Genomic DNA, 22,925 nt, shown 5'->3' with positions numbered 1-22,925 from the left:
TTAATTCACAACCGTTCACAACTGATATGATTTTCCGCGTGCCACGCGAACACGAGGGTGACGGTGCCGCATTCCTGCTGGCCCAGATCGGCCACCACGCCGCGACCCTGTTCGCCGAGAAGATGCGCGCGCTCGACCTGACGCCCCCACATGCGGGGATTCTTCGCGCGATTGCCGCCACCCCGGGGCAGAGCCAGCAGGCGCTCAGTGCGCAGCTCGGACTGCTACCGAGCCGAGTCGTAGCGTTCATCGACGACCTGGAAGGCCGCGGCTACGTCGAACGCCGGCGGAACCCCGACGACCGGCGCCTGTACTCGCTGTATCTGACCTCGGCCGGCACGAAGCTGATGGGCAGGATCGGCGAGCTGGCCCGCGACCACGAACGTCAGCTCACCGCGGGACTGACCGTCCGGCAGCGAGACACCCTGCGCCGCTTGCTGAGCATCGTCGCCGACGAGCAGAAGCTGACACCGCACGTGCATCCGGGCTTCCGCACCATCGGTCGCGCCCGGAGTTAAGCCAAGCGGGTGATCTCGACAACGACGTCCAGGTCCGTCGACCCCTCACCGGAGTAGATCCCTTTCAGCGGGCTGACGTCGGAGTAGTCCCGGCCGACGCCCACGCTGATGTACTGCTCGTTGATCGGGGTGTCGTTGGTGGGGTCGTAGTTCCACCAGCCGCCGGTCCACGCCTGCACCCACGCGTGGCTCTGCCCGTCGATGGTGTCGCCGATGGCGGCCTTGCGCTTGGGGTGCAGGTAACCCGACACGTAGCGGGCGGGAATGCCCATGGAGCGCAACAGGATCAGCGTCAGGTGGGCGAAGTCCTGGCAGACGCCCTTACCCTCGCGCAGAGCGTCGACCCCCGACGAGTGCACCCCGGTGGTACCGGAGACGTACTTCAACTCGCTGCGCACCCAGTGCGCGGCGGCGGTGACGGCGTCGCACGGCGCGTGATTCTTGGTGATGCGCTGGCCGACGCGGGCGATGCGCTTGCTCGCCGGGGTGTAGTGGGTGGGCGCGAGGACCTCGTCGAAGCGGTCGACGACGGCCTCGGACTGCAGATCCTCCCACGTCACATCGTCATCGGGCATCTGGTCGAGGTCGGTCTCCACCACCGACGACGACGTCACCTCGAGCTCCGTGTGTGGTGCGTGCAGATCGAAGGCCGTCACCGCGGTGCCCCAGTAGTCGACGTACCGGTAGTTGCGCGTAGCGGGCACGGTCTCCACGCGGTTGAGGATGACGTTCTGGCGCGAGTCCGAGCGCGGCGTCAAGCGCGCCTCGTTGAACGACGCCGTCACCGGCGACTTGTACGCGTAGCCGGTCGAATGCACCACCCGCATCCGCCACATCAGAGTTCCCCCTCTTCGATGACCAGCGCGCCGTTCTGGCCGGCGTCATGCCACGCCACCCAGGGCGCGGAGTGAAAGTACTGCAGCGCCAACGCTTCCCCGACGTCGAAGCAGGTCTTCTGCAGGTGGGCGAGCCGTTGCTCCAACGATTCGAGCAGCACACCGGGACGCAGGAACTCCAGCTCGCTGCGCGCCCTGCCGAGAAGGCGCTGGGCCTCGGCGGTGGCGCCGAGTCGGCTGTGCGGCCGGTTCATCAGCTCGTCGAGGCTGTGTTCGGCCAGCCGCAGCGAGTAGAAGATCGAGCGCGGGAAAAGCCGGTCCAGCATCATGAATTCGACGACCCGCCCGGCGTCGAGCACGCCGCGGTAGGTCCGTAGATAGGTGTCGTGCGCACCGGCCGACCGCAGCAGCGTCACCCATGCCGGGGACGACGCGCTGTCGCCCACCCGCGACAGCAGAAGCCGCACTGTCATATCCACGCGTTCGATCGCCCGACCCAGCACCATGAAGCGGTAGCCGTCGTCGCGGGACAGCGTCGAATCGGCCAGACCGGCGAACATCGCCGCGCGGCCCTCCACGAACGACAGGAACTCGTGCGGCCCAAGCCGTTTGGCGGCGCGTTCCCGCTCGGCTAGCGCGTTGTAGGTAGTGTTGAGGCACTCCCAGATCTCGGTGGAGGTGACTTCGCGTGCGCCGCGGGCATTTTCGCGGGCCGCCGAAATGGCGTCGACGATCGAGCCCTGGGTGCCCCGGCTGAACGCGACGATGTCGGTCAGCGACCACACGTCCAGCGGCGCGTCTGGCGCCTCCATGCCCAGCACCCGCAGCAGTGTCCGCGACGCCTGGTCAGGGTCGACGCTGGAGTCCTCGAGCAGTTGGTGCACGGTGACGTCGAGGATGCGCGCGGTGTCGTCGGCGCGTTCGACGTAGCGTCCGATCCAGTACAAGGATTCGGCGTTGCGGGCCAACATCAGCGCACCACCCCTTACTGCTGCTGTTGCTGCTGGTCTTGGGTCTGGCCGTCGCCGCTCTCGGCCTTCGGGCCCCGCGCCGCCTTGGGCAGCTTGCGCACGATCTCGGCGGCCCCGAGCTCGCGGTCGGCGACCGAGGTGCGCGACGCGAGCACCCAGGTGTCCTTCGACCCACCGCCCTGGCTGGAGTTGACCACCAGCGAGCCCTCGGGCAGGGCGACGCGGGTCAGCCCGCCGGGAAGTACCCACACGTCGTCGCCGTCGTTGACGGCGAACGGGCGGAGGTCGACGTGCCGCGGGACCAGCTGGTCCCCGATCTGGGTGGGCACCGTCGACAGCTGCATGACGGGCTGGGCGATCCAGCCCCGCGGGTCGTTGCGGATCTTCTTGGTGATGGCGGCGAGCTCTTTCTCCGACGCGTCCGGTCCGAACACGATGCCGTATCCGCCCGACCCCTCGACCGGTTTGATGACGAGCTCGTCGATGCGGTCGAGCACCTCCTCGCGTTCCTCGTCGAGCCAGCAGCGGAAGGTGTCGACGTTGGCCAGCAGCGGTTTCTCGCCGAGGTAGTACTCGATGATCGTGGGCACGTAGGTGTAGACGAGTTTGTCGTCGCCGACGCCGTTGCCCACCGCGCTGGAGATGACGACGTTGCCCGCCCGCGCGGCGTTGAGCAGGCCCGCGACTCCGAGCACGGAGTCCGGCCGGAACTGCATCGGATCGAGGAACGCGTCGTCGATGCGGCGGTAGATGACGTCGACCTGCCGCTCCCCCTCGGTGGTGCGCATGTAGACGGCGTTGTCGCGGCAGAACAGGTCGCGACCCTCCACCAGCTCGACGCCCATCTGGCGGGCCAGCAGCGAGTGCTCGAAGTACGCCGAGTTGTAGACGCCGGGTGTGAGGACGACGACCGTCGGGTCGGCGACGTTGTTGGCGGCCGCGTTGCGCAGCGCCCGCAGCAGGTGCGAGGAGTAGTCGCCGACCGCGCGCACCCGGTGGGTGGCGAACAGGTTCGGGAACACCCGCGCCATCGTGCGGCGGTTCTCCATGACGTAGGAGACGCCCGAGGGCGAGCGCAGGTTGTCCTCGAGCACGCGGAAGTCGCCCTTGGCGTCGCGGATCAGGTCGATGCCAGCGACGTGGATGCGCACCCCGTTGGGCGGGACGATGCCCGCGGCCTCGCGGTGGAAGTGTTCGCAGGAGGTGATCAGCCGGCGCGGAATGACGCCGTCGCGCAGGATCTCCTGCTCGCCGTAGATGTCGTCGAGGTACAGCTCGAGCGCCTTGACCCGCTGGATGATGCCGCGTTCCAGGCGCGTCCACTCCGCGGCGGAGATGACGCGCGGCACCAGGTCGAGCGGAAAGGGCCGCTCCTGGCCGGACAGCGAGAACGTGATGCCCTGATCGATGAAGGCGCGGCCGAGAGCCTCGGCACGGGCCTCGAGTTCGGAGGCGTCCGACGGGGCGAGTTCGGTGTAGATGCCCTTGTAGGGTCCGCGCACATTGCCTTGAGCGTCGAACATCTCGTCGAAGGCTTTGGCGTAGCTGCCGAGGTCGCTGTAGCCGGAGAAGACGCCGTCGTAGCGCTTGGCCTGCTTACGGGGGCTTCGCGGCGGTCGCGCGGTTTCGGTCGGCAGGGTTCGCAGGCTCACAGCTGCCATGCTGCAACACTTCGGATGTTTCGGCAGGCCAGAGGACTCACTTTGGGCATTTACCCACTCCGCTGGTAACCTGAACCCTCGCTGCCCGGGTGCCGGGCGCCTACAAACTTTGCGAAACCCCTACAGGATTTACGAAGGACTACACGCGTGGCCAACATCAAGTCGCAGGAGAAGCGCATCCGGACCAACGAGCGCCGCAGGTTGCGCAACAAGTCGGTCAAGTCGTCGCTTCACACGGCGGTGCGCGGTTTCCGCGCGGCCGTCGAGGCCGGTGACAAGGACAAGGCCCAGGAGCTCCTTGCCTCGACCAGCCGTCAGCTGGACAAGGCCGCCAGCAAGGGCGTGATCCACAAGAACCAGGCCGCCAACCGCAAGTCGGCGCTGGCTTCCGCGTTCAACAAGCTCTGAGCTCCTGAGGGCCGGGCTCTGAGCTTCTGAGGGCTCTGATCCTTCAAGGGCTAAGTCTGCTCAATCCTCGATGAGTTCGGCGACGCGCCGCACCGTCGCCTCCAGCGCATAGTCCGCATCCGCCGCTGCACCCTTGACGTCCGCGTTGAGCGCGGCCACCAACCGCATGGCCTCCGCGACCGAGGTGTTCGACCACCGCCGCGCCTGCTTCTGCGCCTTCTGCACCCGCCAAGGCGGCATGCCCAGCTCTGACGCGAGCCGGTAAGGGTCGCCCGACAACGGCCGCACCCGCGCGATGGTGTGCACGGCCTCGGCCAACGCGTCGGCCAGCACGACGTGTGGTTCGCCGCGCATCATCGCCCAGCGCAGCGCCTCGGCCGCTCCGGCCACATCGCCGACCACCGCCTTGTCGGCGACGTCGAACCCCTTCACCTCGGCCTTGCCCGAGTGGTAGCGGCGCACCGCGGCGGCGTCGACGGCCCCGCCGGTGTCGGTGACCAGTTGCGAACACGCCGCCGCCAGCTCCCGGATGTCGGAGCCGATCGCGTCGAGCACCGCGGTGACCGTGTCCTCGCCGACCTTCACCTTCAGGGTCCGGAATTCGCGGCGGACGAAGTCTGCACGCTCGGCGGCCTTGGTGATGCGCGCGCAGGGATGCACCTGCGCGCCGAGCTTCTTGAGCTGATCCGCCAGCGCCTTGGCGCGTCCGCCGCCGGAGTGCACGACGACGAGCATGGTGCCCGGCGGCAGGTCCGCCGCGGCCTCGGCGATGAGCGAGACCGCGTCCTTGCCCGCCTCGGCCGCCGACTCCAGGACCACAACGCGTTCCTCGGCGAACAGCGACGGGCTCAGCAGTTCGGCCAGTTCACTGGTGCTGACCTCGCCGGCGCGCAGCCGATCGACCGGGATGTCATGGGTGCCGGCCTGTTTGCGGACCTCCCGCAGTACGTCCGCGACCGCGCGTTCGACCAGCAACTCCTCGTCCCCGAGGACCAGATGCAACTGCGACGCTTCGCTCACCCCACGATCGTGTCACGGCCAACCGACAGGCCCGACACCGTCCACGCCAGCACGCACACCACGGCGGCGCCCGCCGCGAGCCGCACCCACCGGAAGCGCCACATGAGCACGGCGGTCGTGCCCACCGCCGCGGTCAGCATCACCCCCGGCAGACCGGACGGAACCGACACCGCCGAACCCGGGACGTCGGCGGCCCAGCGCGCCACATGCAGCAGCCACCACAGTTCCGGTCCGGTGAACCGGATCAGCAGGTCGGCACCGGCGGGCCACACCCGGCCGAGGGCGGCCGCGGCCGTGCCGATCACGGTGATCGGCGGGATCACCGGGGCCGCCGCGACATTGGCCGCGACCGATACGACGCTGAACGTGCCCGCCATCCCGGCGACGAGCGGTGCGGTGACCAATTGCGCGGCGGTGGCCACGCTGATCGCGTCGGCGGCCGGCTTGGGCCAGCCCCGTGCGACGAGTCGCTGCGACCACACCGGCGCGACCACGACGAGCGCCGCGGTCGCCGACACCGACAGCGCGAATCCGACGTCGACGGCCAACTCCGGTGATCCGATCATCAACATCAGCACGCTGGCCGACAGGGCGGGGATCGCCTGCCTGCGCCGGTGCGACAACACCGCCAGCAACGTGATCGCGCCCATCACCGCCGCGCGCAGCACGCTCGCCGACGGCTGCACGACCACCACGAACGCGAGCAGTGCGACGGCCGCCAGGCCGACCGCCGCCCGCGGCCCAATCAGGCTCGCCGTCAGCAAGACTGCGCCGCAGACGATCGTCACGTTGGCGCCGGAGACCGCCGTCAAATGCGTCAGGCCCGCCGCGCGGAAGTCGGCTGCCGTCTCACGCGGCACGCCCGAGGTGTCGCCGAGCACGAGCGCGGGCAGCATCGCGGCCTGATCGGCGGGCAGCGACCGTCGCGCTGCCTCGGCGAAGCCGACGCGGACACCGTGCGCGACGCGCTGGACGGCGGAGGCCTCGCCGTAGGTGGGGTCGCCGACGGCCGACAGCACCGCCACGCTGAGGTCGCGTCGCGTGGGTCGCCCGACCCGCGCCCGGAACGCCACCGGGGTGCCTGCCGTGAGATCTGCCATGCGGGTGGTCGACGCGAACACCACGACCCGGCCGGACATTTCGCGTCCGTCGAAGGCCACGAGGGAACCGCGGAACATCGTCCGGTTACCGCCGAGCGCGCGTGGGCTCTCCGTCGGCGTGACCACGACAGCGGCGATCGTGCCGTAACGCTCGGTGACCGCATGGTGGCCGACCTCATCGACCCGCAGACCGATCGCGATACCGAACGCCGCGGCCACCAGCCCCACCGCCAGCACGCTCGCGCCGAGGCCCTTCCTGTCGCTCGCCGACCCGCGCGCACTACCCCACCACCCCACCGCGGCGGTGGCGGCCACCGACCCAACCGCAGCGGCCGCCGCCCCACCGGCGGGCCAGAGGATCCCCGCGGCGGTGACCGCCCAGCAGGTCAGCGCCGCGGGCACCAGCCGCAGATCGAGCGGGGCCGCGTCGGCGTCCGCCACCGCGCTCACACATGCACGAGGTTGCGCAGCTTCTCCAGCCGCGCAGGTCCGATGCCGTCCACGTCGCCGAGCTGGTCAACGCTGGTGAACCGGCCGTTCGCGTCGCGCCAGGCCACGATCGCGGCGGCGGTCACCGGGCCGATCCCGGGCAGGGTGTCGAGTTGTTCGACGGTCGCGGTGTTCAGGTCCACCGTGCCGCCCGCCGGTGCGCCGCCGCCGTCCCCGGATGCGGGAGCGTTCGCCGGAGCGGGCGCCGCGACGCCCGTACTGACGGAGCTGCCCATCGCCGGCGGTTCCCCCGGCGACGGCGCGATACCCACCACGATCTGCTCACCGTCGGTGATGCGTCTCGCCATGTTGAGCCCCACCAGGTCAGCGCCGTCCAGCGGCCCGCCCGCAGCGGTGAGTGCGTCGGCGATCCGCGCACCCGTGGCCAAGGTGACCAGACCCGGCTTGTGCACCAGGCCCACGACGCTGACGACGACTGGCCCGTCCGGTGCGGGCGACGCCGCATCCGGTGTCGGGCTCGCCGACGAAACCATCTGCACCGGCGGCAGTTTGGCCGCAGCCACGGCCGGACTGTCGTCACGCAGCAGCACGAACACGGTGACCAGCACAGCGAGAAGCCCGACACCGCCGAGCGCGATGACACCGGCGCGACCCGGATCCGCGCGCACCGCCGCGATCCAACCGGCCGCGCCGCCGCCCGTGGATTCGGGCAGCCAGCGGGTCAGCGCCGTGTCCGGCCGGCGATCCTCATCGTCCGGTTCGGGCTCCACTTCGGCTCCCAGCCTGCGCTGCAGGCGTTCGGCGGGCAGTTCGGTTCGCATGGATGTGAAGTTAGGCGCGGACGCCGACCGCGCGGCCCGCCATCCGCCGTGTACGACGCGCCCTGTGGATGAAATGAGCGTTGGGGATAAGAGGGCTGTCTACAGTGTTGGCTGTGGATCGTCGAGTGCCGATGGTCGCCGCCATCGCGTTCGCGGTGCTCTACGCCGTTGCGCTGCTGATCGTTCCGGCCCTGCCCGGGATCGACCGCCCGGGCCTCGACATCGTCACCCACCTCAACGAACACTCCGGCGCGATGCGGACCCAGGCGCTGCTGTTGGCGTTCGGTTCGCTGGCCTTGGTGGTGGTGCTCGGCCATGCCCGCGACCGGCTCGCCGGACCGTACGCGTTCGTGTTCACCATCGGATCGGCCGTCGTCCTCGTCCAGATCAGCATCGCGACCTGGTTCACCGCAGGACTGTCCCTACATCCGGGTGATCTCGGCTCGGGGACCGCGCGGGCGATCACCGACGTCGTCACGATGTGGGGACCGATCCTGACCGTCGCCGACATCATGGTCGCTGCTCCGATCCTGTTGGCCGCCAACGAAGGACGCTTCCCCCGCTGGGTCGGCATCGTCGCGGCGGTGTTCGCCGTCGAGCAGCTCATCGAGACCATCACGATCATCGGACCGCCGGGAAGCTTCATCTCCCCGGGCGGGCCGATGAACCTGTACCTCGGCGGGCCGCTGTTCATCCTGTTCTTCTTGGCGCTCGGGGTGGCGCTGTCCCTGCCCGAAACAACGCCACTGCCCGCCGGCGGCGAGCCCGCGTCAGCGGCCGCCGAGCGTGTCACCGAGGACGCCGACACGACCGACGGGGCCGAGCCCAAACCCGAATAACGCAGCAGAAGCGCACCGACGCACTAGCATTCCCCCGGTGGCGACGTTGCAGCGGTTCATCGACCGTAGGGTTTTGATCACCGGAGCAGGATCGGGCATCGGACAGGCGACGGCCCTGCGCATCCTCGAGGAAGGCGGCACCGTCGTCGCCGCCGACGTCAGCGAGACCGGACTGGCCGACACCGAGTCCAAGGCCCACGGGATCAAGGGTCGGCTCACCACCATCGTGATGGACGTCGGCAGCGAGGAATCGGTGATCACCGGGGTCTCACTCGCCGTTGGCGCGCTCGATGGCCTCGACGCGCTCGTCAACGCCGCGGGAATCCTTCGGTCCTGCCACTTCACCGACACCACACTCGCCGACTTCGAGCAGGTCCTGCGCATCAACCTCATCGGGACGTTCCTGGTCACCCGCGAGGCCCTGCCCGCGCTGCGCAATGGCACGGCGCCGGCGGTCGTCAACTTCAGCTCGACATCGGCCAATTTCGCCCACCCCTACATGTCGGCGTACGCCGCGTCCAAGGGCGGCATCCAGGCCATGACGCACACGCTGGCCCTGGAGTTCAGTAAGGAAGGCATCCGGTTCAACTGCGTGCAACCGGGATCGATCTCGTCTGGAATGACCGACGGCACAGGGCAATCCGGGCAGAGCGTCGGACCGGGCCTACCGGACGACGCCGACTACACGCTGTTCGGCAAGATCACGCCGCTCCTGGCGGTCGACGGGGGCGGAATGTTCGCCAGACCCGATGCCGTGGCGGCGGTGGTCGCCATGCTCGCAGCGCCGGAAGCCTATTTCGTCACCGGCACCGAGGTCCGCGTCGACGGCGGAACTCATATGTAATCAGCTGACATCGAGGAGTTTTCGTGACGACACCTGATCGGCCGCTTCGCGTCATCCAGTGGACCACCGGCAACATCGGCCGCCGTTCGCTGCACGCGATCATCGGCCGCGAGGACATGGAACTCGTCGGCGTCTACGCCCACGGTGCGGACAAGGTCGGCGTCGACGCGGCAGAGCTGGCCGGCTGGCCGCAGCCGACCGGGGTGATGGCCACCAACGACATCGATGCGCTGCTGGCGCAGCGGCCCGACGCCTGCTGCTACAACCCGCTGTGGCCCGACATCGACGAGCTGGCAAAGCTTCTCGAGGCAGGCGTCAACGTCTGCTCGAGCGCGGCGTGGATCACCGGCGGCAAGCAGTCGCCCGAGGACCTCGACCGCATCAGGAAGGCCTGCGAGAAGGGCAATTCGACGATCTTCGGCAGCGGCGCGCACCCCGGCATGAGCAACATGGTGGGCATGGTGCTGTCGGGAGCGTGCGAGCGCGTCGACGAGATCCGTATCACCGAGTCGGTGGACTGTTCGACGTACGAATCCGCGGGCACCCAGACCGCGATGGGCTTCTCGCAGGACCCGAACACCCCCGGACTGGCCGAAAGTGTCCGACGCGAAAGCGAGGTGTTCGCCGAGTCGGCGGCGATGATGGCCGACGCGATCGGCGCCAAGCTCGACCGGATCACCTTCGACGTGGAATTCACCGCGGCCACCGGCGATTCCGACCTCGGGTTCATGCAGATCCCCGCGGGCACCGTTGCCGGCGTCTACGGATACCACCGCGGCTGGGTGGGCGAGAAGAACGTCGTCAGCGTCGGATTCAACTGGATCATGGGCGAACACGTCACTCCGCCCAAGCCGCTCGAACACGGCCACGTCATCCAGGTGTTCGGACTTCCCAACATGCGCACAGTGCTGCACTGCCTGCCGCCAAGGGACTGGACCGAACCCGGCTTCATGGGCCTGGGCATGATCTACACCGCGCTGCCGGTGACCAACGCGGTGCCGGCGGTGGTCGCCGCGCCGCCGGGCATCGTCACGCTGAAGGATCTGCCGCCGGTCACCGGACGCGCCGCGACCTGATCTTCAGCTGAGCCGTTGCGCGAGGGCGTCTTTCCCGGGTCCGTCGAGATCGCCGAGCGCGGCGGGCCGGCCCGTCATCGCCATCATCAGCGCCTCCCCCGGCCCGGTCACCTCCGGACCCTGCCCGTGGCTCCAGTCGACGTCGGTCGCGCGCAGACGTAATCCGCGGATGCGACGGCCCGCGCCCAGCCGCGGATTGCCGGGGATCAGCGGCAGGATGCGCGCCAGGCGATCGGCGGGGATGGTGCGGGGACGGCCGAGCGCGCGGCGGATGTCCTGGTGATGGACTGTGCCGTCGACGAATCCGATCGTGCCGCCGAGTCGAGCCGTCAGGCCGCTCGGATACAGGTGGCGGTTCAGATAGGCCAGCAGTTCGTCAGGTGTCAGGCTCGCGAATTCGTCGACACCGACCTGATTGGCGTTCACCACCATGCCCTTGGCGAACCGCTTGAGCAGGCCGGCGGTGCCGAGCTCCTCATAGCTGACCACGTGTGCCACAACATCTTTGACCGTCCACCTGGTGCACAGGCTGGGGTGGTGCCACTCGTCGGGAGTCAGCTCGGCCAGAAGAGAGGCCAGGTCGGCGCGTTCGTCGCGGGTCAGGTCCTTGAGGTCGGCGTCCGTCACTGCGGTTCCCGTTCCAGCAGCTCACCGTACCGGCGCAGGTACAGCGGCCAGCCCGCGTCGCCGCCGACGCCCGAAGCGACCGAATCCCAACCGTCGCCGTGCCGTTCGATGTGGCGATGCTCGATGCTGACGCGCGTGCGATCGTCCGACTCGGCGGTGAACGCCACCTCCACCTCGCTGCACCGCGCGGGATCGGATTCCAGCTGCCACGTCGTGCCGATGTTCCACGAGAACACCAGGCGATGCGGAGGGTCGACGACCAACACCCGTGCCCATTCGCACACGCTGCCGTCGACACCGCGGTCGTAGATGCGGCCACCCACGTGAGGCTCCAGCACCGTCTCCTCGATCGGCACGCTGAGCAGGTTGTGTTCGCGGGGTTTGAAGTCGCCGAATCTCTCGGTGAACACCCGAAATGCTCTCTCGAGCGGCGCGTTCACCGTGATGTCGTGACGGACGACCGCGGACTGGGCAGAGGTCATCGGGGTTCTCCTTCGCTCTCTACTATCTCTTTGAATCCGGCCAGCGCCTGCATCCAAAAGCGGTCGAGTTCGGACCGCATGGCAGCCAAGCCCGCCGGGTCCAGCTGATAGACGCGGCGGGTTCCGTCGGCGCGGTCGCACACCAACCCGGCGAGCTTGAGCACCTTCAGATGTTGAGAAACCGCCGGCCTGCTGACCGGAAGATCGCGAGCCAGCTCCCCCACCGCCATCGGCCGGTGCGCGAGCCGTTCCACGATCGACCGCCGGGTGCGGTCGGCCATGGCCACCCACGCATCGCCCTCTTGGTAAGCCAGCACGAACGGTAAGTTACCACTTACCAATATTCGCGACAAGACCCGCGAAGGAAGCGTGCGCTCGCCGAACTACCCGGCTACGAAGCAAGCTGGACGACGACGCCGATCGCTCCGGCACCGACATGGATCGACAGCACCGGCCCCATGTCGGTGACGGTGAGCGCCTCGAGCTGAGGCAGGCGGTCGGTCAACGCGGCGCCCACCTCGTCGGCGCCGTCGTGGTTGTCGACATGATGCACCGCGATCGACGCCTGACGTTCGCCGACGAGATCGGCGATGCGGTCGACCATCGCCGCGTGCGCCTTGGTGATCGTCCGGATCCGCTGGTCGAGTACGAGGCGACCGTCGACGTCGAGGCGCAGCAGCGGTTTGAGCGAGAGGGCGGTACCCAGCCAGGACGCCGCGGTGCCGATGCGCCCGCTGCGGCGCAGGTTGTCGAGCCGGTGCACGACGATGAACGCGTGGGTGCGCTGCGCGGCCGAACGCGCAACGGCCTCAACCGAATCCAGGTCGGAACCGGACGCCGCGGCCCTGGCCGCCGCCACCGCGGTGAACCCCACCCCCATCGCCGCCGACCGCGAATTGACCACGCGCACCGAGGGTCCGAACTCGCGCGCGGCCTGAACCGCCGAACTGTAACTGCTCGACAACCCCGACGAGAGATGCACCGCGACCACGCCGTCGCCGCCGCTGTCGCGCAGCGCCTGCCGGTACGTCTCGGCGAGGTCGGCGGGCGCGGCTCCCGCGGTGCTCGCGCGTGGCACCTCGTGGATGTCGTAGGGCACGTCGTCGATACCGTCGCGCAGATCGATGACGTCGACCAGCACGTGCAACGGCACCTGCCGGATGTTCCACTGCTTCAACTCGTCCGGCGCCAACCGCGACGACGAGTCCGTGACCACCACTACCGACATGGCACGCCGGCTTCGGCGAGCGCCTTGAGCATCGAGTCCGCGACCGCCTGGTGGGCCTCGAAGTTCCAGTGGATTCCGTCAGGGTTGCCCTGACCGCTCATGATGTACTCGCCGACCGCGGCCTTGAGGTCGACCAGCGGAACGTCGTGCTGCTCGGCCCATTTCGTGATCGCCTTGACCGTGCCGTCGCGGCCGTGGTGCGCCTTGCCGTAGGTGTCGGCGATGTGCACCGAGGGCAGGCATGCCACGACGGGGATTCCCGGACGGTTGAAATCGATCGCGCCGCGGGTCATCTCGAGGTACTCCGCCGACAGGTGCGGCGGCAACGCCGCCCGCGCGACCGGCGACAACCGCGGCTGTATCCAGCCGTACCCGTCGCGCACCCAGCGCCGCAGCAACGGCGGGCGCACGTAGCGGATCAGCTCGCGCAATGCGGTCGGCAGCGGCGAGGGCAGCGAATCCATTCCGCCCGTGGCAAAGACGACCGCGCCGGCGCGCGGCAAGGCCGCCCACGCCCGCGGATCCTGGATGGCCGCCCACCAGACGTCGCGACACGTCCAGCCGATCCGGCCGATCAGCTCGACATCCCAACCCAGTTGTGCGGCAACGATGTTCGGCCAGATGCGCGGGTCATCGGACGGCAGGCCGCCGGTCGGCCCGTAGTAGGACAGCGAGTCGCAGAAGACCAGCAGGGTCTGACGGTCAGAGGACATCGTTGGCAACCTGTGCCGCGGCGTTCCACACGTCGAGCCGCCACCGGATATCGGCGGGCGCGGCGTCGACGGCGCTGTGGCCGGACAGCTGGACCCAGCTGGCGTTGCCCATCCCGCCGAGGATCGGCCAGTTGTCCACGGGTAGGTCGAGCAGCGAGGCGGTCAACGCCGCGATCAGACCGCCGTGGGCGACGAGAACGACGGGCCGGTCCGGTCCGTCGCCGGCCTGATCCACACCCCACTCGGCGTGTGCGCCGATGAGCTCGTCGACCAGCGGCCTGCTGCGGGCGGCGACGTCGACGCGGCTCTCGCCGCCCGGCGGTGCCCACCGGGAATCGTCGCGCCACGCCAGTCGGGCCCCGGGCGCTGCCGCGTCGACCTCGATGTGCGTCATTCCCTGCCACTGGCCGAGGTGGGTCTCGCGCAGGCGGACGTCGGCGATCACCGGCATGCCGGCGCGTTCGCCCAGCGTGACGGCGGTGTCGAGGGCGCGACGCAGATCCGACGAAACGATCACCAGGGGTTGACGCTTGGCCAGCACCTCCGCGGCGGCGACGGCCTGATGGCGGCCCAGGTCGGTCAGGTCGGTGTCCAGCTGTCCCTGCATCCGGCTGCCGGCGTTGTACTCGGTCTGGCCGTGCCGCAGCATGACCAGGCGCCGGACCCGTCTCACGGCGCGCCGTCCTCGTCTGCCGCCGGTTGCGCGGCCGGCTGGTCGAGGTCGACCGGAATGGTCGGGCAGTCCTTCCACAACCGGTCCAGCGCATAGAAGTTGCGCTCGTCCTGATGCTGGATGTGCACCACGATGTCGACGAAGTCGAGCAGCGTCCAGCGGCCCTCACGGGCGCCCTCGCGGCGGGCGGGCTTGTAGCCGGCCAGGCGCATCTTCTCCTCGACCTCGTCGACGATCGCGTTGACCTGACGTTCGTTGGAGGCCGAGGCGATCACGAAGCAGTCGGTGATGACGAGTTGGCTCGACACGTCGATCACGACGACGTCGTCGGCCACTTTCGACGCGGCCGCCTGCGCGGCCACGGTCGCCATGCGAACGGCTTCGTCGGAGGCGCTCATTGATGCTTCCCTTGGGTTGTTATCGGTTGTCTCGCATAGAGTTTGCGCTTGGCCACGTACTGCACGACGCCGTCGGGGACCAGGTACCAGATCGGTCGGCCCTGTTCGGCGCGCTTGCGGCAGTCGGTCGACGAGATCGCGAGCGCGGGCACCTCGACCAGCTTGAGGGCATCGTCGGGCAGCTCTTTGATCGCCGCCGCGATGTGCTTGCCGTCCAACTCGTACCCCGGCCTGCTCACCCCGACGAAGTTGGCGATCGCGAACATGTCCTCCCAGTTCTGCCACGTCAGGATCGACGCCAGCGCGTCGGCCCCGGTGATGAAGAACAGGTCGGCGTCGGGGTTGAGCGCGTGCAGATCGCGCAGCGTGTCCTTGGTGTAGGTCGGCCCGCCCCGGTCGATGTCGACCCGGCTGACGCTGAACCGCGGGTTGGAGGCGGTCGCGATCACCGTCATCAGGTACCTGTCCTCGGCGGCGGTGACGTCGCGATCCTTCTGCCACGGCTGTCCGGTCGGGACGAACACGACCTCGTCGAGCCCGAACCGGTCGGCCACCTCGCTGGCGGCCACCAGGTGGCCGTTGTGGATGGGATCGAACGTCCCACCCATCACGCCGAGCCTGCGTCGCGGAGCCACGAATAGCCAGCTTACGGGAGCGCTCGCCCCGGTTAGACCGGGAGCAACTGGTCGATCACCGACGCCAGCTGCTTGGCCGACCGGCATTCGTGCATGGTGATGACGTCTTGATAGCGCGGCACCGCCGAGTCGCCGCTGCCCCACAGGTGGCGCGGTTCGGGATTGAGCCAGTGTGCGTGCCTGCTCGAGTTCACCATGTGCGCGAGCAGCTCGATCTCCGGATTGCGGTAGTTGTTGCGGCCGTCGCCCAAAATCAGCAGCGCACTGCGCGGTGAGAGCGCGTTGGGCCAGCGGTCCATGAACGACACGAACGCGTGGCCGTAGTCGGAGTGCCCGTCGCGCGTGTACACCCCGGCCTCGCGCGTGATGCGCTGCACCGCGACCGCCAGATCGGCATCGGGGCCGAACAGCTCGGTCACCTCGTCGGTGGTGTCGATGAAGGCGAACACCCGTACCCGCGAGAACTGCTGGCGCAACGCGTGCACGAGCAGCAACGTGAAGTGGCTGAAGCCCGCGACCGACCCTGACACGTCGCACAGCACCACCAACTCGGGCCGCGCGGGATGCGGTTTCTTGAGCACCACGTCGATCGGCACGCCGCCGGTCGACATGGACTTGCGCAGCGTCTTGCGCAGGTCGATCTCGCCGGCCCGCGATCGCCGTCGCCGTGCGGCCAGCCGGGTCGCCAGCGTGCGGGCCAGCGGCGCCACCACCCGTCGCATCTGGCGCAGCTGCTCACCCGACGCGCGCAGGAACTCGACGTTCTCGGCGAGCTGCGGCACGCCGTACATCTGCACGTGGTCGCGACCGAGCTGCTCGGCGGTGCGGCGCTTGGTCTCGGACTCGACCATCTTGCGCAGCTGGTTGATACGTTGTGCGGCAAGCGCTTTGGCGATCTGCTCCTGGGTCGGCGACGGCTCGTCACCGTAGGGCGCCAGCAGACCGGCCAGCAGGCGGCCCTCGAGGTCGTCGAGGTTCATCGCCTTGAGCGCCTGATACGACGAATACGACGGCCCGCGACTGGAGTTGTAGCGGCCGTACGCCTCGACGATCTGGGCGATCATCGTCGCCATCCGCTCGTCGAGGTTGGCCAGATCCTCGTTCTGGGCCAGCATATCCAGCAGCGCCGCGCGCATCGCCTCGACGTCCTCGGGAGGCAGACCGAGCTCGTCGGCGTCGCTGTCATCGTCGTCCTCGACCAGAACCGTCCTAGCACCCAGCGCGGCCGGGAACCACAGGTCGAACATCGCGTCATAGGTGTCGCGGTGGTCGGGGCGGCGCAGCACCGCACACGCGATGCCCTCGCGCAGCGCGTCGCGGTCGGCCAACCCCAGCACCGACAGCACCCGTCCGGCGTCGACGGTCTCCGACGGACCTACCGAAATGCCCTGCGCCCGCAGCGCTTCGACGAACCCGACCAGGTGGCCGGGCAGGCCGTGCGGCGCCAGCGGCTGCGGCGGTCGGGTCCGGCGGACGGCCATGTCAGTTGAGCCTCAGCTCGCCGGACGCCTTGATCTGGTCCGACTGGTGTTTGAGCACCACACCGAGCGTGGCCGCGATGGTCGCGTCGTCGATGGTGTCGAGCCCCAGGGCCAGGATCGTGCGGCCCCAGTCGATGGTCTCGGCGACCGACGGCAGCTTCTTGAGCTGCATCCCGCGCAGCACGCCGATGATCTTGACCAACTCGTCGGCGACCCGCTCGGGCAGCTCGGGAACCCGCGACAGCAGGATGCGGCGCTCCAGATCGGGGTCGGGAAAATCGATGTGCAGGAACAGACACCGGCGCTTGAGCGCCTCGGACAGCTCACGGGTGGCGTTGGAGGTGAGGACGACGAACGGCGGCCGCTCGGCGACGATGGTGCCGAGCTCCGGCACCGTCACCGCGAAGTCGGAGAGCACCTCGAGCAGCAGGCCTTCGATCTCGATGTCGGCCTTGTCGGTCTCGTCGATCAGCAGCACGGTCGGTTCGGTGCGCCGGATCGCGGTCAGCAGCGGCCGCGAGAGCAGGAACTCCTCGGAGAAGACGTCGTCGCGGGTGCTGTCCCAATCGCCGCCGGCAGAGCCGGCAATCGAGCCTGCGTGCCCGGCCTGGATGCGCAGGATCTGCTTGGCGTGGTTCCACTCGTAGAGGGCGCGGGCCTCGTCGACGCCCTCGTAGCACTGCAACCGCACCAGACCCGAGCCCGTCGACTGCGCGACGGCGCGGGCCAGTTCGGTCTTGCCGACCCCGGCGGGGCCCTCCACCAGCAGCGGCTTGCCCAGCCTGTCGGCGAGGAAAACCGCTGTGGCGGTTGCGGTGTCGGGCAGGTAGCCGGTTTCAGCGAGCCGCCTGCCGACATCCTCGATGTCGGCGAACAGCGGCGCTGGGCGCGCGGGGACACTCACGGAATAGCTCCTATTTCAGGCCGGGCGGGTGTGGCCGTCTCCCCACACAATCCACTTGGTTGACGTCAGTTCGGGCAGACCCATGGGTCCGCGGGCGTGCAGCTTCTGGGTGGAGATGCCGATCTCGGCGCCGAACCCGAACTGCTCGCCATCGGTGAAGGCCGTCGACGCATTCACCATCACCGCGGCGGCATCGACCCGTTCGGTGAACCGTTGCGCGGCAGCCAGATCGGTGGTGACGATGGCCTCGGTGTGTCCGGTGCCGTACTCGTTGACGTGGGCAATCGCCGCGTCGACGCCGTCGACCACCGCCAACGCGATGTCGAGCGACAGGAATTCGGCGCGCAGCTCGTCGTCGGACGGGTTGTCGTGCACCGTCACGCCGGCATCCTTGAGCGCCTGGGTCAACCGCGGCACCGCACGGTCGGCGATGGCCGCGTCGATCAACACCGATTCGGCGGCATTGCAGACGCTGGGACGGCGCGTCTTCGCGTTGAGCAGGATCTGTTCGGCGACGTCGAGGTCCGCCGACTCGTGAACGTAGACATGGCAATTCCCGACGCCCGTCTCGATCGTCGGCACCGTCGCATCACGGACGACGGCGTCGATCAGCCCCGCTCCACCGCGAGGGATCACGACGTCCACCAGCCCGCGGGCCTGGATCAGGTGGGTGACGCTGGCGCGGTCGGCGCTGGGCAGCAGCTGGACAACGTCCACCTCGAGCAACTCGGTGGCCAGCGCCGCACGTAGCGCGTTCACCAGCGCGGCGTTGGAGTTGGCCGCCGATGAGCTGCCACGCAGCAGCACGGCGTTTCCGGATTTCAGCGTCAATCCGAACGCGTCGACCGTCACGTTCGGCCGGCCCTCGTAGACGATCCCGACCACACCGAGCGGCACCCGCTGCTGGCGCAGCTGCAGACCGTTCGGCAACGTCCGGCCCTGCAACACCTCGCCGAGTGGATCGGGCAGCCGCGACACCTGTCGCAACCCGTCGGCGATGCCGTCGATCCGCTTCGGGTTCAACGCCAGCCGGTCGAGCATGGCCTCGGGCGTGCCCGCGGCGCGGGCGGCGGCGAGATCCTGCTCATTGGCCTCGAGGATCTGGCTCGTCGACATCAGCACGTGATCGGCGGCGGTGTTCAGCGCGCGGTTCTTGGTTTCCGAGCTCAGGACGGCCAGCGCGCGGGCCGCCGTGCGGGCGCGGCGGGCAGCATCGTGCACCTGCTGACGCAGGTCGGCGGCGACAGCGCCGACGGGAGCCTCGACACTCATTTACCCAGGGTATCGAACGAGGTTCCGGCGTTCGACACGTGTCAGGTAGGGGCCCTGCATTAGCGTTGGGATCCATGGCGCCGCGGGACTGCAGCCGGGTATGTGTGGTCGGCAGTGTCAATGCCGATCTGACCTTCACCGTGCGTGCGCTGCCCCGGCCGGGCCAGACCGTGCTGGCGTCCGACCTGTCGGCATCGCCGGGCGGCAAGGGCGGCAACCAGGCGGTCGCAGCGGCCAGGGCGGGCGCACGCGTGCAACTGGTCGCCGCGCTGGGAACCGACGGGTCGGCCGACATGCTGCGGAACCACCTCAGCGCCAACGGAGTCGGCCTCGACGGTGTCGTGACCGTTCCCGGCCCGAGCGGGTCGGCCGTCATCACCGTCGACGCGTCGGCCGAGAACACGATCGTGGTGGCGCCCGGCGCGAACGGCGTGTTGACCGTCGACTCCGCCGACGTCCGTGCCGTCATCGCCGAAAGCGACGTGGTGTTGCTGCAGCTGGAGATCCCGATCGCGACCGCCATCGCCGCCGCGCAGGTGGCCCGTGCCGCCGACGCCGTCGTCATCGTCAACGCCTCGCCGACCGGGGCGCCGCCGCACGACCTGCTGGCCCTGTCGCAGTCGGCCGACGTCGTCGTGGTCAACGAGACCGAGGCCGGCGAGTGGCACTGGCCCGTTCCGCACCTGGTGATCACGCGCGGCGCGCGCGGGGCGAGCTATCTGGGCGACGGCGAACGGTTCAGCGTCCCCGCCCCCGCGGTGCGGGCGGTCGACACCACCGGCGCGGGCGACGTGTTCGCCGGCGTGCTCGCCACGCACTGGCTCGACGGTCACGAACTAGCGCTGCGACGCGCCTGCGCCGCGGCGGCCCTGTCGACGCTCGTGCCCGGGGCCGGTGACTGGCGCCGTACGCCGAGGCCATCGACGATGCTGTGTCCAAAAGAGTGACAGAAAGGCAGTTATGACGAGCACCCAGCCGAGCACCACCGACACCCCGCGGCCGCCCGACGGCGACTGGCTCGGCACTCCGTTCCTGAAGTTCACCCGCGAGGGGGCCTTCGGCGTGTGCCGGCTCGACCGGCCGGAGGCGCGCAACGCGATGACGCCCGCGATGTACTTCGGCATCAAGTACGCGGTCAAGCACGTCGAGAGCGATCCGGATCTCGCGGGCCTGTTGATCACCGGCACCGGCGACGTCTTCGCGCCGGGTGGCGACATGGGTGGCGGCGGCGCCGACAACTGGATGACGTTCGGGCCCGCGCTGGGTATGGACGCGTTGCCGTTCGACACGCTGCGCCAGTCAGCGAAGCCGGTGGTGGCCGCGGTGAACGGGCTGTGTCAGGGCGGCGGGCTGCAGATCGCGCTGTGCGCCGACATCGCCGTGGTCAGCGACCGGGCCACGTTCCGGGTGCCCGAGCTGTACCGCGGGATCGCCGACACCTATTACAGCCACATGCTGGCCAGGCTGATCGGGCCGGTCCGCACCCGCGACCTGATGTTCACCGGGCGGACGCTGACCGCCGCCGAGGCGCACGACTGGGGCATGGTCGCGCGGGTCGTGCCGCACGACGAGCTGGCCGACGCGGCTCGCGAGGTGCTGGCGCAGTGCTGCCGGACCGCGCCGGCGGCGCGGACGGTCGTCAAGTCCAGCATCGACAACTACATCGGCCTCTACGACCGGATCGGCATGCAGGCCAGCCTGGGGGCGCCCGAGTCGATCGAGGGCTTCATGGCGTTCAAGGAGCGCCGCTCGCCGAACTGGGTGCACCCGGATCTGCGCATCGACGGCCGCCTCTAAGGCGATTTCGGTGCACTACCGGCCGCTCAGCGATCGGAAGTGCACCGAACCACGATGAATAGTTCAGGATTTGCTGAATACAGAATTTGATGTATTGTCTGCGCCATGCAGACGGTCACTCACAGCGATGCGCTGGCACGGTTCGGTTGCGCCCTGTCGGACCCGACCCGCGCCGAGATCCTGCTGATCCTGCGCGACGGTCCCGGCTATCCCTCGGAGCTGGCCGACAAGATCGGCGTCTCGCGCCAGATCCTGTCCAACCACCTGGCGTGTCTGCGGGGCTGCGGCCTGGTGACCGCACAACCGGAGGGTCGCCGCAGCCGGTATGAACTAGCCGATGAGCGGATCGCGCACGCGCTCGACGACCTGGTCGGTCTGGTGCTCGAGGTCGACCCGGCCTGCTGCCCCGCCGCCGCCGACGAGGCCTGCTGCTGATGACGATGCCGATCGTCGCCATCGTCCTGTTCGTCGTGTTCGCCGCGCTCGGATTCGGTTGGCGCAGTTGGCAACAGAAGCGCCGCACCGGATCGACGGGTTTCCGCGGGATCAGCGGCCGACCGCTGTCGCTCGAATGGTTCGCGGGTGTGGGTTTCGTCGTGTCGATGGGTGCGGCGGTGTTCGCGCCGATCCTGCAACTGGCGGGCGTCGTTGCGCCGCTGGCGCCGCTCGATCGCCCGTGGGTGAACGTCGCAGGCGTCGCGATCGCCGTGATCGGTATCGCCGCAACGCTGTACGCGCAGGTCGACATGGGCGAGTCCTGGCGGATCGGCGTCGACGCCAACGAGACAACCACGCTGGTGCGCCGCGGCGTGTTCGGCTGGGTACGTAATCCGATCTTCACCGCGATGATGGTCTTCGGCCTCGGAATCGCCTTGATCACACCGAATCTCGTCGCGGTGATCGGCTTCGTGCTGCTGGTGTCGACCATCGAGGCACAGGTCCGCGTCGTCGAGGAACCGTATCTGCTCATCGTGCACGGCGACGCCTACCGCGACTACCTCGCGACTGTCGGGCGGTTCGTTCCCGGCGTGGGCCGGCGCTGACGGGGGCGCACGATCGACGGCCCTCCCGCCGTTACCGTGGGGCCATGGCACGCAATCAGACGAACAGCAAGCAGGAAGCGGGCTGGCGCTGGATGCCGCTCATCATCGGCCTGATCGTCGGGTCCGCGGTGGCGGGGGTGACGAGCCAATGGTGGTGGGCGACCATCGGGGCGCTGGCCGGCGCGGCCGCCGGCGCACTGTCCGAGCGGTTGCGCAACAAACCCTGACCGGCGCAGGCCACCAAACGTTGGGGACCTCGACTTGTCAGACCTCGAATGTATGTTCGATATATGTCGGGGAGTCGGTTGCAGGAGGCGTTAGCCGGGCTGCGCGCCGCTTATGAGGAGGTGGCGGCCTGCGGCTTGGATCTGTTGACCCGACATGATCTCCTCGGCGCTCTAGACGATGTGGAAACCCTGTCGTGTCAGCTGCCGTCGGTGCGTCAACGGATGCTGGCGCGCGTGCTGACCGAGACGACGCCCAATGAGTTGGGTGCCCACACCTGGAAAGAAGTTCTGCGGGTGCGCTACCGGATCTCGACGAGCGAGGCCAACCGGCGGTTGACCGAGGCCGAGGTGCTGGCCCCGCGCCAGGCGGTGACCGGGCCGTCGCTGCCACCGGCCCTGCCCGCCACCGCAGCTGCCCAATCTCAGGGTTTGATCAACGCCGAACATGTCGAGGTCATCCGCAAATCGATCACCAAACTGCCCAGCTGGGTGGACGCGCCCACCCGCGAGCAGTTCGAACTCGACCTGGTGCGCACCGCGGTGAAAGTCGGGCCCAAAGAACTCACCGACACCGCCGACCTCACACTGTTTCTGCTCGACCAAGACGGCCCCGAGCCCACCGACATCGACCGCGCCCGCAAACGCGGCCTCAGGAAGTCCAAACAAGGCCCCGACGGGATGGTGCAACTGCGCGCCACGCTGACCCCCGAAGCGTGGGCGGTGTGGGAAGCGATCTTGGCCAAATACGCCGCCCCGGGCATGTGCAACCCCGACGACCCCCAACCGTGCACCTCGGGCACCCCGACCCAAGCCCAAATCGACAACGACCACCGCACCCTGGCCCAGCGCCAACACGACGCACTGCTCGCCGTCGGGCGCATCGCATTGATGAGCGGACAAC

General features: G+C 69.0%; 27 protein-coding genes and 1 pseudogene. 11 read left to right on the top strand and 17 right to left on the bottom strand.

Translation table 11 applies throughout. From position 1 onward, the window contains the following. Window positions 1–38: 38 nt before the first annotated feature. The gene (locus A5698_RS23475) at window positions 39–518 is read left to right on the top strand and encodes a MarR family winged helix-turn-helix transcriptional regulator (protein ID WP_231967504.1); all 480 of its coding nucleotides are present in this window, start codon (window positions 39–41) and stop codon (window positions 516–518) included. Here A5698_RS23475 and A5698_RS23470 read toward each other — a convergent pair. The 3 genes from A5698_RS23470 to A5698_RS23460 are packed head-to-tail and all read right to left on the bottom strand — an operon-like array spanning window position 515 to window position 3,986. Continuing rightward, window positions 515–1,354 carry a transglutaminase family protein gene (locus A5698_RS23470; protein ID WP_068301785.1) on the bottom strand — a complete coding sequence of 280 codons (840 nt, stop codon included), beginning with the start codon at window positions 1,352–1,354 and terminating at the stop codon, window positions 515–517. The genes A5698_RS23475 and A5698_RS23470 overlap by 4 nt on opposite strands. Then, complete coding sequence (locus A5698_RS23465) at window positions 1,354–2,325, bottom strand: alpha-E domain-containing protein (RefSeq protein WP_068301782.1); 972 nt, start codon at window positions 2,323–2,325, stop codon at window positions 1,354–1,356. The genes A5698_RS23470 and A5698_RS23465 overlap by 1 nt, the downstream gene beginning before the upstream one ends. A 14-nt stretch (window positions 2,326–2,339) precedes the next feature. After that, complete coding sequence (locus A5698_RS23460; RefSeq protein WP_197506870.1) at window positions 2,340–3,986, bottom strand: circularly permuted type 2 ATP-grasp protein; 1,647 nt, start codon at window positions 3,984–3,986, stop codon at window positions 2,340–2,342. 147 nt (window positions 3,987–4,133) lie between these two features. Here A5698_RS23460 and rpsT point away from each other — a divergent pair, with 147 nt between their 5' ends. After that, window positions 4,134–4,394 (top strand): 30S ribosomal protein S20, encoded by a 261-nt coding sequence (gene rpsT, locus A5698_RS23455; protein ID WP_067085653.1) that lies wholly within the window; start codon window positions 4,134–4,136, stop codon window positions 4,392–4,394. A gap of 60 nt (window positions 4,395–4,454) precedes the next feature. Here rpsT and holA read toward each other — a convergent pair whose 3' ends face one another. The 3 genes from holA to A5698_RS23440 are packed head-to-tail and all read right to left on the bottom strand — an operon-like array spanning window position 4,455 to window position 7,785. Continuing rightward, window positions 4,455–5,396: a DNA polymerase III subunit delta gene (gene holA / locus A5698_RS23450; protein WP_197506873.1), complete on the bottom strand. Its 942-nt coding sequence runs from the start codon at window positions 5,394–5,396 to the stop codon at window positions 4,455–4,457. A 14-nt stretch (window positions 5,397–5,410) separates the two neighbouring features. After that, complete coding sequence (locus A5698_RS23445) at window positions 5,411–6,955, bottom strand: ComEC/Rec2 family competence protein (RefSeq protein ID WP_068301831.1); 1,545 nt, start codon at window positions 6,953–6,955, stop codon at window positions 5,411–5,413. A 5-nt stretch (window positions 6,956–6,960) separates the two neighbouring features. After that, on the bottom strand, window positions 6,961–7,785 hold the full coding sequence (locus tag A5698_RS23440; RefSeq protein ID WP_068301771.1) for a ComEA family DNA-binding protein: 825 nt from the start codon (window positions 7,783–7,785) through the stop codon (window positions 6,961–6,963). 113 nt (window positions 7,786–7,898) lie between these two features. Here A5698_RS23440 and A5698_RS23435 point away from each other — a divergent pair, with 113 nt between their 5' ends. From A5698_RS23435 to A5698_RS23425, 3 genes are read left to right on the top strand one after another with little or no spacing between them, the layout of a single operon-like run. Then, a complete protein-coding gene (locus A5698_RS23435; RefSeq protein WP_084792588.1) occupies window positions 7,899–8,624 on the top strand; it encodes a hypothetical protein in 726 nt (241 codons plus the stop codon). A 37-nt stretch (window positions 8,625–8,661) separates the two neighbouring features. Continuing rightward, on the top strand, window positions 8,662–9,468 hold the full coding sequence (locus A5698_RS23430; RefSeq protein WP_197506869.1) for an SDR family NAD(P)-dependent oxidoreductase: 807 nt from the start codon (window positions 8,662–8,664) through the stop codon (window positions 9,466–9,468). 23 nt (window positions 9,469–9,491) lie between these two features. Further along, window positions 9,492–10,544, top strand: a complete 1,053-nt coding sequence (locus A5698_RS23425; RefSeq protein WP_067085643.1) for an NAD(P)H-dependent amine dehydrogenase family protein — start codon at window positions 9,492–9,494, stop codon at window positions 10,542–10,544. 3 nt (window positions 10,545–10,547) lie between these two features. Here the strand turns inward: A5698_RS23425 and A5698_RS23420 are convergent, their stop codons facing one another. From A5698_RS23420 to A5698_RS23370, 11 genes are all read right to left on the bottom strand, one after another. Further along, window positions 10,548–11,171: a maleylpyruvate isomerase family mycothiol-dependent enzyme gene (locus tag A5698_RS23420; protein ID WP_068301768.1), complete on the bottom strand. Its 624-nt coding sequence runs from the start codon at window positions 11,169–11,171 to the stop codon at window positions 10,548–10,550. Further along, window positions 11,168–11,653: an SRPBCC family protein gene (locus tag A5698_RS23415; protein ID WP_068301766.1), complete on the bottom strand. Its 486-nt coding sequence runs from the start codon at window positions 11,651–11,653 to the stop codon at window positions 11,168–11,170. The genes A5698_RS23420 and A5698_RS23415 overlap by 4 nt, the downstream gene beginning before the upstream one ends. Further along, window positions 11,650–11,970: an ArsR/SmtB family transcription factor gene (locus tag A5698_RS23410; protein ID WP_502686723.1), complete on the bottom strand. Its 321-nt coding sequence runs from the start codon at window positions 11,968–11,970 to the stop codon at window positions 11,650–11,652. Before A5698_RS23410 ends, A5698_RS23415 begins: the two co-directional genes overlap by 4 nt. A 74-nt stretch (window positions 11,971–12,044) precedes the next feature. After that, the gene (locus tag A5698_RS23405; protein ID WP_068301764.1) at window positions 12,045–12,881 is read right to left on the bottom strand and encodes a DegV family protein; all 837 of its coding nucleotides are present in this window, start codon (window positions 12,879–12,881) and stop codon (window positions 12,045–12,047) included. After that, on the bottom strand, window positions 12,872–13,594 hold the full coding sequence (gene octT / locus A5698_RS23400; RefSeq protein ID WP_068301762.1) for a diglucosylglycerate octanoyltransferase: 723 nt from the start codon (window positions 13,592–13,594) through the stop codon (window positions 12,872–12,874). Before octT ends, A5698_RS23405 begins: the two co-directional genes overlap by 10 nt. After that, window positions 13,584–14,243 (bottom strand): glucosyl-3-phosphoglycerate phosphatase, encoded by a 660-nt coding sequence (gene gpgP / locus A5698_RS23395; RefSeq protein WP_068301820.1) that lies wholly within the window; start codon window positions 14,241–14,243, stop codon window positions 13,584–13,586. The genes octT and gpgP overlap by 11 nt, the downstream gene beginning before the upstream one ends. A gap of 20 nt (window positions 14,244–14,263) precedes the next feature. Then, the gene (gene rsfS, locus A5698_RS23390) at window positions 14,264–14,665 is read right to left on the bottom strand and encodes a ribosome silencing factor (RefSeq protein WP_067085634.1); all 402 of its coding nucleotides are present in this window, start codon (window positions 14,663–14,665) and stop codon (window positions 14,264–14,266) included. Continuing rightward, complete coding sequence (nadD, locus tag A5698_RS23385) at window positions 14,662–15,300, bottom strand: nicotinate-nucleotide adenylyltransferase (protein WP_084792587.1); 639 nt, start codon at window positions 15,298–15,300, stop codon at window positions 14,662–14,664. Before nadD ends, rsfS begins: the two co-directional genes overlap by 4 nt. 32 nt (window positions 15,301–15,332) lie before the next feature. Further along, window positions 15,333–16,781, bottom strand: coding sequence for a vWA domain-containing protein (locus A5698_RS23380; RefSeq protein ID WP_068301757.1), 1,449 nt, complete (start codon window positions 16,779–16,781; stop codon window positions 15,333–15,335). Window position 16,782: 1 nt separating this feature from the next. Continuing rightward, on the bottom strand, window positions 16,783–17,685 hold the full coding sequence (locus A5698_RS23375; RefSeq protein ID WP_067085629.1) for an AAA family ATPase: 903 nt from the start codon (window positions 17,683–17,685) through the stop codon (window positions 16,783–16,785). A 15-nt stretch (window positions 17,686–17,700) separates the two neighbouring features. Then, window positions 17,701–18,957, bottom strand: coding sequence for a glutamate-5-semialdehyde dehydrogenase (locus A5698_RS23370; protein WP_068301754.1), 1,257 nt, complete (start codon window positions 18,955–18,957; stop codon window positions 17,701–17,703). Between the two features lie 74 nt (window positions 18,958–19,031). Here A5698_RS23370 and A5698_RS23365 point away from each other — a divergent pair. The 6 genes and pseudogenes from A5698_RS23365 to A5698_RS23340 all read left to right on the top strand — a co-directional run. Further along, window positions 19,032–19,921 (top strand): annotated as a pseudogene (locus A5698_RS23365) (PfkB family carbohydrate kinase). Next, complete coding sequence (locus A5698_RS23360; protein WP_068301751.1) at window positions 19,918–20,754, top strand: enoyl-CoA hydratase/isomerase family protein; 837 nt, start codon at window positions 19,918–19,920, stop codon at window positions 20,752–20,754. The pseudogene A5698_RS23365 and the gene A5698_RS23360 overlap by 4 nt, the downstream one beginning before the upstream one ends. 105 nt (window positions 20,755–20,859) lie before the next feature. Next, a complete protein-coding gene (locus A5698_RS23355; RefSeq protein ID WP_067291878.1) occupies window positions 20,860–21,189 on the top strand; it encodes an ArsR/SmtB family transcription factor in 330 nt (109 codons plus the stop codon). Window positions 21,190–21,194: 5 nt separating this feature from the next. After that, entirely contained in the window at window positions 21,195–21,797 is a 603-nt protein-coding gene (locus A5698_RS23350; RefSeq protein ID WP_068301815.1) for a methyltransferase family protein, read from the top strand. A gap of 44 nt (window positions 21,798–21,841) precedes the next feature. Continuing rightward, complete coding sequence (locus A5698_RS23345) at window positions 21,842–22,024, top strand: hypothetical protein (protein ID WP_068301748.1); 183 nt, start codon at window positions 21,842–21,844, stop codon at window positions 22,022–22,024. 48 nt (window positions 22,025–22,072) lie between these two features. Beyond that, a partial coding sequence (locus A5698_RS23340) for a DUF222 domain-containing protein (protein WP_156670865.1) occupies window positions 22,073–22,925 on the top strand: 853 nt, incomplete at its 3' end.

This window comes from Mycobacterium sp. E136 (assembly GCF_001666865.1).
Taxonomy (GTDB): domain Bacteria; phylum Actinomycetota; class Actinomycetes; order Mycobacteriales; family Mycobacteriaceae; genus Mycobacterium.
This window is presented reverse-complemented; position numbering and strand designations above follow the sequence as displayed.

What these genes read in the sequence shown, in the direction of transcription:
- A5698_RS23470 (WP_068301785.1), bottom strand. Translation starts at nt 1,354, where the DNA reads ATGTGGCGGATGCGGGTGGTGCATTCGACCGGCTACGCGTACAAGTCG.
- A5698_RS23465 (WP_068301782.1), bottom strand. Translation starts at nt 2,325, where the DNA reads ATGTTGGCCCGCAACGCCGAATCCTTGTACTGGATCGGACGCTACGTC.
- A5698_RS23460 (WP_197506870.1), bottom strand. Translation starts at nt 3,986, where the DNA reads ATGGCAGCTGTGAGCCTGCGAACCCTGCCGACCGAAACCGCGCGACCG.
- A5698_RS23440 (WP_068301771.1), bottom strand. Translation starts at nt 7,785, where the DNA reads ATGCGAACCGAACTGCCCGCCGAACGCCTGCAGCGCAGGCTGGGAGCC.
- A5698_RS23415 (WP_068301766.1), bottom strand. Translation starts at nt 11,653, where the DNA reads ATGACCTCTGCCCAGTCCGCGGTCGTCCGTCACGACATCACGGTGAAC.
- A5698_RS23405 (WP_068301764.1), bottom strand. Translation starts at nt 12,881, where the DNA reads ATGTCGGTAGTGGTGGTCACGGACTCGTCGTCGCGGTTGGCGCCGGAC.
- octT (WP_068301762.1), bottom strand. Translation starts at nt 13,594, where the DNA reads ATGTCCTCTGACCGTCAGACCCTGCTGGTCTTCTGCGACTCGCTGTCC.
- gpgP (WP_068301820.1), bottom strand. Translation starts at nt 14,243, where the DNA reads ATGCTGCGGCACGGCCAGACCGAGTACAACGCCGGCAGCCGGATGCAG.
- rsfS (WP_067085634.1), bottom strand. Translation starts at nt 14,665, where the DNA reads ATGAGCGCCTCCGACGAAGCCGTTCGCATGGCGACCGTGGCCGCGCAG.
- A5698_RS23380 (WP_068301757.1), bottom strand. Translation starts at nt 16,781, where the DNA reads ATGGCCGTCCGCCGGACCCGACCGCCGCAGCCGCTGGCGCCGCACGGC.
- A5698_RS23370 (WP_068301754.1), bottom strand. Translation starts at nt 18,957, where the DNA reads ATGAGTGTCGAGGCTCCCGTCGGCGCTGTCGCCGCCGACCTGCGTCAG.
- A5698_RS23360 (WP_068301751.1), top strand. Translation starts at nt 19,918, where the DNA reads ATGACGAGCACCCAGCCGAGCACCACCGACACCCCGCGGCCGCCCGAC.
- A5698_RS23355 (WP_067291878.1), top strand. Translation starts at nt 20,860, where the DNA reads ATGCAGACGGTCACTCACAGCGATGCGCTGGCACGGTTCGGTTGCGCC.
- A5698_RS23350 (WP_068301815.1), top strand. Translation starts at nt 21,195, where the DNA reads ATGCCGATCGTCGCCATCGTCCTGTTCGTCGTGTTCGCCGCGCTCGGA.
- A5698_RS23345 (WP_068301748.1), top strand. Translation starts at nt 21,842, where the DNA reads ATGGCACGCAATCAGACGAACAGCAAGCAGGAAGCGGGCTGGCGCTGG.